The sequence below is a fragment of the Maribacter sp. genome, assembly GCF_049667165.1.
GTDB lineage: Bacteria > Bacteroidota > Bacteroidia > Flavobacteriales > Flavobacteriaceae > Maribacter_A.
Genome location: NZ_JBATHS010000127.1, coordinates 1 through 9,178, shown reverse-complemented (window position 1 = coordinate 9,178; position 9,178 = coordinate 1). Strand labels below are relative to the sequence as shown.

Sequence of the window (9,178 nt, the reverse complement as noted above, 5' to 3'; positions counted from 1 at the left end):
TGCCGACCAAGGCAAAATCGGCATCCTGAGAGTTCTCGACTACCTCATAATACTTTGAAACAACCTCTAAATTAAATGGGGATTCCGATCTTCCAGGAGTAACTATGCCCCACCAATTGGTACTGGGAGCGATATAGCGTTTTGGAACATATACTTTCTTTTTTGCCGCTATTGGCAATATTTGACCATTGTTCTTTAGCAGGACCGCAGAACGCAATTGTGCATTGAAACCGGCCTGCATGAATTCAGGTTTTCCTACCGTCGCTTCGGTCTTTTGAACATCCAAATATGGATCTTCAAACAGTCCAACCCTAAAAATGTTCTTCAACAAACGCACCGCGGAAACTTCAAATCGCTCACGCATAAAATCTTCCCCATATTCGGCAACACCCATTTTATAAGCTTCCAATACAGGGCCCATGGCATTATTACCTCCGAATTGATCCATTCCTGCCATAATGGCTTTGTAATGACGTTCGGCCTCGGTCAGGGTTTCAACACCCCAGCTTTTACCCTCAAATTTGTCTACAGCGGAAACATCCTGGGTAATCCCCCAGTCAGTACAAAGCACACCATCATAATTATATTCCCCTCTTAGCACATCGGTGATCAAATACTTGTTGAAACCGTTTCCTACCGCTTCGCCTTCACCTGTTGAAATGGTGTAATAAGGCATAACTGCAGATGCCATTTTGGTAGGTCCTGCCAATTTAAACGCCCCTTGGGTAAAGGGCTGCATATGCTCTTTTAGATTTTTACCAGGGTAAACGGCGTAGGCCCCGTATCCAAAATGACCATCACGACCTCCTTCCTCGGGACCACCACCGGGCCAATGTTTTACCATGGCATTTACACTTTCAAGACCCCACTCCCCATCTTGGGTCGATTGGAACCCATCTACATAGGCTCTGGCCATGTCCGTGGTCAAATCAGGATCTTCGCCCATGGTACCATCAAAACGGCTCCATCGGGGTTCCGTGCCCAAATCTATCTGGGGTGAGAGTGCCGTGGCAATACCCAGTGCACGATATTCTTGGGAAGCGATTTCTCCAAACTGTTTCATTAAGGCGGGATCAAAAGAGGCGGCAATACCCAAAGTACCTGGCCACATTGAAATCGTCCCACCGGCACCGGCATTGAATTCCGCATACGAATCACTGCCATGTCTGGGATCCGAGCTGGTATTCACAGGAATTCCAAAACCAATACCCTCTACATATGCTTGTGCATTATTGTTCCATTGGGCTGCGATGGTCGGGGTTTCGACCTTGGTAATCAACACATGCCTTACATGGTCGTCTTTTAAAAAACTCTTTTGTTCGTCGGATAAGTCACTGGCTAAAGCCCCACTTTCGGGATAAGGTTTTCCGTTGTAATTCGAAGAACCAAAACCTCGGCTCGCCCCGGGGATGGATTGATGTGAACTGTACAACATAAGTCCGGCAATATCCTCCAAAGTCAATTTGGACGCCAGATCCTTTGCACGATCATCCGCTGACAAACGCCAATCCTCGTATGCATCCAATTCTCCGTTCTTGTTTAGGTCTTTAAAGGCATATCGATCAACGGTCAACAGTTTTACCCCAGATTCGGGATGATACCCCAAGGTAGTTGCATCTTTGTTATGAACGCTTATATACCCGTCATTTTGTACCGTGGTGAATTTTTCACTACAACTTCCCAATAGCAATGAAAGGGCTATGGTTCCCATTGCTATATTAGTATTTATTGATTTCATGAAAGAAATTTATTCCGGTTATTGATTTTCTTGAACGATTTGAAATAATTCTTTGTCCAATTGTGGTATCACATCGCAAGTGGCATCAAAATGCATGGTAGCTGTATGGGTAGTATCGTATTTTGGCCATTCTGGTAAACCATCATGATTGGGATTTCCTGTCTTGGCAAAATTGAGCCAAGCCCGGCTCATTTTGTCGGCCAACACCTGTGCTTCCTGCCCTCCACCCGTCATTTGGTTGGCTAAGGCAATGTTATCGAAAACAAAAGGAAGTTCCATACAATGCAAGGCTTTGTATTTACCATCGAAAACGGGAGATTGCCAGGTGAATAAATACATATAGACCGGTGCACTACCTTCGAGTCCTGATTTGGCATTGGCCTGGTCGACCGCTCCTGGTCTGAACCTGGTGTCAACATCCAATAAATCCTTGGCGTCTGTATCATTGGGATAGGCTTTTTTAACAGCTTTTATATAACTTTCCGCTTTTTCTTTATACGTCGCCTTGATATGGGCCATAATGGCTTCCTCTGAGGCCCCGACAAAACGCATATTGGCAAAAGGTGCAAATTCATTCTTCACAGTACCAATCAGTAAAGGAATATCTTTGGAAAGCGCGAGGGCCTCATCGGACCCTGTTTGATAAGGAAGGTCTTCCCCATCTTGGCTAGGCCCCCAACTAAGTCCAAAACCCATGATGGGTTTTCCAGAGGCGCGCATTTTTGCTTCAATATGCTTCAAGGCCTTTGAACTGGCATCGGCCAACACGGCAAATGGTATGCGCTGAAGACTATCTACCTGTGATCCTTGCAATCCAAGAATAGCTAAGGTTTCCAAGGTAATGGCCTGGGTATCCTCCTTGGTCAAAATCCCTGACCTGGAAGAACCACTTTGATTGATCGCCTTGTGAAAAAGGCCCTTCGCCTTTGGCATGGCCATAAGCGTATTCACCTTGGCTCCTCCCCCAGACTGGCCAAAGATGGTCACATTATTGGGGTCACCGCCAAAGTTTTCAATATTGTCCCTAACCCATTCTAGGGCCAGTACCATATCCAAAATGCTATTATTGGCCGAATGGTTATACTTAGCGCCAAAGGCCGATAGGTCCAAAAACCCTAAGACGTTTAAACGATGGTTGATTGAAACCACCACCACATCGCCTTTATTACTGAGATTTTCACCATCATACGAGGGAAGCTCATGGCTGGACCCAGCGGTAAAACCACCCCCATGGATCCAAAAGAGTACCGGTCTTTTTTTGGCAGCATCTATGCCGGGTGTCCAAACATTCAAACTAAGACAATCTTCATTGGTATACCCCCAGTCGTGATCGAAAACAAATTCAGATTCATCTTGAACCATAGTCGTCGGCGTCAATAAAGGAGCTACCGGACCATACATCGTGGAACTACGAACTCCTTGCCAAGCTGCTGGTTTTACCGCTTTTTCAAAGCGTTCTGCCTTACCATAAGGAATTCCTTTATAGGTATAGATCCCGTTTTCAATGTAGCCACGGACTTTGCCAGACAAGGTGTTGGTCACCGCAACATTTTCACCGGTCATCACTTCCTGTCCTAAACTATGGTACGTGGCACACAGGAATCCCACAAGGCAGATGTTAAAGAATAATTTTTTCATTGCACACATATTGATTGGAAACGTTATATTTTTCTTTATAAAGAATCCTAGTTATCTTTTCTTGGCCCCGAATATGTATAGCCCTATGATGAAGTTGGATGCGAGCATGCACAACCAGACTTCACGATTAAAAGGGATCCATATTCAGTAAAGAGGTTTCCTATTTGAAACCGATTTTCCTTAGACCTGCATTACTGATCTTAATCGCTTCCAGAGGCTTTAAACCATCAAAGGTCATATCTTGTTCGACCATAAAGTATTTCATGCCCGATATTTTTTTATTGGCCAAAATTCTCGCAAAATCAATTTGTCCCTCACCCACGGGTGCGAATCTGCCTTGGTCATCCATGTCCTTAACATGCCATATTTTGAATCTTTTGGGGTATTTATTGAAGTAGGCTACTGGATCGGCACCTGCCTTGGTTACCCAATAGAGATCCATTTGGAAATTGACATATTTAGGATCACAATGCTCCAATAAATAATCAATGGGTACAATACCATCTGCATCTTTTTTATATTCAAAATCGTGGTTATGGTAGAGCAGTTTCAAACCGGCTTTTTTTGCCTTTTTGCCCAAAGTGGTTAGGATGTTGGCCAAATTCTCAGCACCACCGGTCATACCCATCGTCCGTGTTTCTTGATTGACCTTAAAAAGACCCATAGGGGGTACTGGAACCACAAAATACTCGAAACCCGCTGCCTTCACATCGGCCATCATCGCATCGGCATTTTCCAAGGTTACCGAACCTTGATGGGTACTAACCGGCTTAAGCCCAATTTCCTTGACATACGCCTTGAAGGCTGCTGGTGTCATGTTATAAAATTTGCCCTCTGAATAACCCGCCGCCTCTATATTCTTATATCCGGCATCGGCAACGGCCTTTAGGGTAGCCTTGGCATCTTCACCCATAGCGTCACGCACGGTGTACAAAGCCAATCCTCCGATTTTTTCTTGTGCATAGGTCGTAATAACAGCCAAAAGCATAAAGGAAAATAGCACTCCCTTTACCACTGAATTGAATTTTGAATTTCTCATTGTATTTATTTGTTTTATTATGTAATTGTGTTTATTTATTTGAAATTTATCTTTTATTTAAAACTATAGAGGTAAGGCGCTTTATGGGCCTTGCCTTGATACAACTTTTCATGTCGCTCTAAGATGTTCATGGCCAAAATACGCCGTTGAAAGGTAGTTCGACGCAAGTCCTCACCCAAGATGGCCTCATATACCTGTTGCAATTGTTTCATGGTGAATTTAGAGGGTAATAAGTTCATGCCCACCAATTTTTTCTCTAGATTATTCCGAAGTACATCCAAAGCCTTATCGACCATTTTTTCATGATCCATCATCAATGGCGGCAGCTCCTCAATAGGGTACCAATTAATACTATCGGAAAGCTGATCTGGTTTGAGGGTTACCTTATCATAATTGATCAATGCATAGTAAGTCACAGAGATAAAACGATCTAACATCCAATCATAGGTTTCCAAATCAAAATCGTTCTCTATCAGTATGCGCTTCATGGCCCGGGGATCTGAACGTGTCAAACTACCGAAGGTATGAAACTGTTCGAAATATATTTCATCCAAACCGGTTCGTTCCCATACCCCTCTTTTTACGGCATCATCCAAACTTTCTTCCCGGTTTACGAATCCCCCCGGTAAAGCGAACAATCCCGTATTATGATATTCAAGGATCAATATTTTCAATTGTTCCCCGTTGAACCCGAAAATGACGGAATCATAGGAAAGATTTTGAATAAAATCCTTTTGTTCTAGATTTTTGAATGATTTTTTTGACTTGGAAGCCATATTTTTTCAAATAAAAGACAAAATTACATGAAAACAAAGTATTATTGTAACAATTAGAGACAATAAATATATCTTAATACTTTCCCGCATGAAAAAAATTATAATTCTCGGTATTTTACTTTTAGTGACCACCCAAAAACTCACCTCCCAAACCCTTAATGCATTTCCCGTACAGGTCAAGATCGAAAACGGAATCATTGAAGGGAATTATGACACCCATACTGGAATGCAGACCTATTTCGGGGTCCCCTTCGCCAAACCCCCTGTTGGGGAATTACGCTTTAAAGCACCCCAACCTGTAGATCCTTGGACGGGAGTTAAGGAAACTAAGGCCTTTGGACCCCGCCCGATGCAAACCATGGTTTTTGGTGATATGAAATCGCGTTCGGCCGGAGTTAGCGAAGATTGCCTATATCTGAATGTATGGACGCCGGCCAATAGGAACACCAAGGACTTACCTGTTCTGGTTTACTTTTATGGTGGCGGAAATGTGGCGGGAGATGCCTCCGAACCGCGCTATGATGGGGAAAGCATGGCAAAACAGGGAATGGTTGTCATAACCTCGAATTATCGATTGAACGTGTTTGGAAATTTGGCACATCCCGACCTAAGCAAAGAGTCCCCATACAAGGCTTCCGGCAACCAAGGGCAATTAGATCAACATATAGCTTTACAATGGGTGCAAAAGAATATTGCTGCCTTCGGAGGAGATCCCATGAAAGTAACCATCGCTGGGGAATCGGCCGGATCCATCGGCGTAAGTGCACAAATGGCATCTCCATTGAATAAAAACCTAATAGCCGGAGCCATTGGCGAGAGCGGAGCCGCAATACATCCTACCATGGCTCCTGTTCCTCTGGCAGAAGCTGAAAAACTAGGACAGGAATTTTTGGAAAAAGCCGGGTATTCAACCATCGCGGCCTTTCGAAAATTAAGCACCCGGGAGATTTACGAAATCTACAACGAATCACAACGGTTTGGATTTCCACTGGTTATCGATGGATATTTCCTACCCAAATCCCTTCCGGAGCTATTCGCCTCGGGAGAACAAGCCCAGATCCCTTTGCTATTGGGTTGGAATTCTGCTGAAATTCCCGGAATGGCCTTTACCCAAGGCCCTTATACCGAAGCAAATTATGTGGCCAAGGTCAAGGAAGCCTATCCTGAAAGATTTGCAGAAGCATTGAAATTATATCCTTCTGGGTCGGAAAAGGACATAGAGCGTTCCGCCACAACCTTGGCATCCGATCGTTTTATAGTGTACAGTACCTGGAAATGGTTCGATCTGCACCGCAAAAACAGTGATCAATCGGTTTACCGCTACCTATTCAGCAAAATACGCCCTCCCTTAAGGGACCAAAACCTGGCCTCTGGATTGGCCGGGGGCACAGTGGAAAGAGATGCCGATACTCCCGAAATGCCCGAGCCCATAGGGGCGCCCCATGCCAGTGAAATTGAATACTGTATGGGCAACCTACACTTGGTAAGCGATTATGCCTGGACGACAGATGATTTTAAAACCTCGGAAACCATGCAGGGGTATTTCGCCAATTTTATCAAGACCGGAAACCCCAATGGTGAACATCTGCCGGAATGGCCGAATGCCCAAGCCCAAGACACTACGCCACCAGTAATGATCATCACTACCGAAAGTGGGGCCGAGGATGCGGAAAATGATGGGCGTTTTTTGTTTTTGGATAACATGTATACCCATTGATATACCTGAAGGGGAGAAGGATGCGGGTTGTCTTTTGTTTGCAAAAAATGCCTTGATAACTTTTTCGTTTTTCTTTGAGAATGGAACGGGTGCTTTCCCATTATTGGATTACCTTGTATTTTTAGCTTGATAAAAAACCAAACATGAAGAGAATCGCTATACTTTTTTTGACCTTGAACATTCTACCTTTAATCTCCTTTTCACAAGAGGTGGAATTTTCCCCAAAGGATTGGCAAGACCCCGCAATTTTTGAAAAGGGCCAAACCGCACCCCACGCCTTCCATGTACCCTTTGATTCGGAAAGGGCCGCTTTGCATAACGATCCGGCAGCCAGTATGAATTATCAGTTGTTGAATGGGCTATGGGATTTTAAATGGGTATCTAAAGTGGATGAAGTCCCGGAAGGATTTTGGCAGCCGCAGTATAATACAAGTGGTTGGGACAAGATACCCGTACCCAGCAATTGGCAAATGGAAGGGTATGGCCATCCAAAGTTCAGAAATATCAGCCTGACTTTTGAGAGTGACCCACCCCATATTCCGGAGTATTACAACCCTGTAGGATGCTACCGGCGTAACTTTACCGTCCCCTCAGCTTGGGAAGATAAACAAATAAAATTGCGCTTCGAAGGCGTTAAATCGGCCACCTATGTTTGGGTCAACGGCAAGCGTGTTGGGTATAACCAAGGCGGATTTGAACCGGCCGAATTCGACCTTACCCCTTTTGTTACATCGGGAGAAAATACGTTGGCGGTACAAGTCATCCGATTTAGCGATGGTTCCTATTTAGAGAATCAGGATATGTGGCGTTTATCAGGGATTTTCAGGGATGTGAAATTATATGCCCAGCCCAAGACCCTGATCAGAGACCATTATGTGGTCACGGATCTAGATGCGGACTACGTGGACGCCACCCTTCATCTTTCAACTTTCATAGCCAATGAGGCAGTTAGGGAAAATAAGGTGCAATTGGAAATCGATGTACTAGACGCAAACAACAATTCTTTATTGGGTCGTAAGGCAACTTCCGGCATCCTGGGTGTTCCCGCAAGAGCTTCCCAAAAAGTCGATTTGTCCGTAGCAGTCATCAAACCTGAAAAATGGTCGGCAGAATTCCCGAACCGGTATACCCTTTTAGTCACTTTAAAGGATGAAAATGGCGGTGTCTTAGAATCCTTTTCCGAAAAAATAGGATTCCGTAAGGTGGAATATACCAACAAAATATTGACCGTAAACGGGGTTCCCGTTAAATTGAACGGGATCAATAGCCATATGCACCACCCCGAAAAGGGACAGGCCGTTCCCCTCGCTACCCTGCGGAAAGACCTTGAAATCATGAAACAGTTCAATATGAACTGTGTACGCACCTGCCACTACCCCCCTACTGCCGAATATTTGGATCTTGCCGACGAGCTAGGGATTTATGTCGTGGACGAAGTGGGTGATGAGGCCCATGCCAATATCCAACTCTCCGAGGATCCTGCATGGACCGAAATGTACAAGGATCGATCACGGAAAATGGTATACCGGGATCGCAACCATCCTTCAATAATCATCTGGAGTGCGGGCAATGAATCAGGTAGTGGCGAAAACATTAAGGCGGTCATTGAAACCGGAAAGGAAATAGATCCTAGTAGGCCCGCATGGATGTATGGCGGAAATACTTTCTACATTCCCTTCGAGGATATTGTGGGACCACGATACTATATTCCGTTCTGGTTACGAAGTATTGTTAATGGTGATGTGCTCCCTGAAGGGGATAACCGTTCCTCGTTTATGGATGAGTATTTGGCCGCGACAGGAAATGGTCTCGGTGGATTGGACGAATACTGGGAAATCATACGCCGTTATCCCCGCTCTATGGGCGGTGCCATTTGGGATTTTGTGAGTCCAGGCATCAATACCCCACGTTGGGTGGTTCCAGACCGTTCCCCTAAAAAGAACAATGGTCAAATCATGGGTCGGCCCACTTTTGTGGATGGTAAGTCCGGAAGGGGTCTTGCATTCTCCGGTCATGATGATTGGATCGAGTTTTATCGCGACCCCTCATTGGATATCACAGGCAATGCCCTCTCTATCGGGTTCTGGGTAAAACCATCGAAAATTCCCCAACCGAATGTGTTTTTGAGCAAAGGGTTGCATGGGTATGGCATTCAAATGCAAGATCCGGACACTTTGGAGTTTTATGTCAATGCCAAGGCCGATCACAAAAGATTTTCAGCCAAGACCAAGGTCGGTGTGGACTTCTATGATACATGGCACCATGTAGCT

The 9,178-nt window shown here is 44.8% G+C and carries 6 protein-coding genes; 2 read left to right on the top strand and 4 right to left on the bottom strand.

The genetic code is table 11. From position 1 onward, the window contains the following. From WBM98_RS06515 to WBM98_RS06500, 4 genes are all read right to left on the bottom strand, one after another. On the bottom strand, window positions 1-1,738 hold a 1,738-nt coding region (locus WBM98_RS06515; protein ID WP_424365218.1), incomplete at its 3' end, for a glycoside hydrolase family 3 protein. 18 nt (window positions 1,739-1,756) lie between these two features. After that, a complete protein-coding gene (locus tag WBM98_RS06510; protein WP_424365217.1) occupies window positions 1,757-3,376 on the bottom strand; it encodes a carboxylesterase/lipase family protein in 1,620 nt (539 codons plus the stop codon). A gap of 160 nt (window positions 3,377-3,536) precedes the next feature. Further along, on the bottom strand, window positions 3,537-4,364 hold the full coding sequence (locus tag WBM98_RS06505) for a sugar phosphate isomerase/epimerase family protein (RefSeq protein ID WP_424365219.1): 828 nt from the start codon (window positions 4,362-4,364) through the stop codon (window positions 3,537-3,539). 104 nt (window positions 4,365-4,468) lie between these two features. Next, window positions 4,469-5,191, bottom strand: coding sequence for an NUDIX hydrolase (locus WBM98_RS06500; RefSeq protein ID WP_424365216.1), 723 nt, complete (start codon window positions 5,189-5,191; stop codon window positions 4,469-4,471). 88 nt (window positions 5,192-5,279) lie between these two features. On the opposite strand from WBM98_RS06500, the gene WBM98_RS06495 reads away from it, so the two are divergent. Both WBM98_RS06495 and WBM98_RS06490 read left to right on the top strand, forming a co-directional pair. Further along, window positions 5,280-6,908 carry a carboxylesterase/lipase family protein gene (locus WBM98_RS06495; RefSeq protein ID WP_424365215.1) on the top strand — a complete coding sequence of 543 codons (1,629 nt, stop codon included), beginning with the start codon at window positions 5,280-5,282 and terminating at the stop codon, window positions 6,906-6,908. A 143-nt stretch (window positions 6,909-7,051) separates the two neighbouring features. Continuing rightward, window positions 7,052-9,178 (top strand): glycoside hydrolase family 2 TIM barrel-domain containing protein (locus WBM98_RS06490; protein ID WP_424365214.1); only part of this gene is annotated, 2,127 nt, incomplete at its 3' end.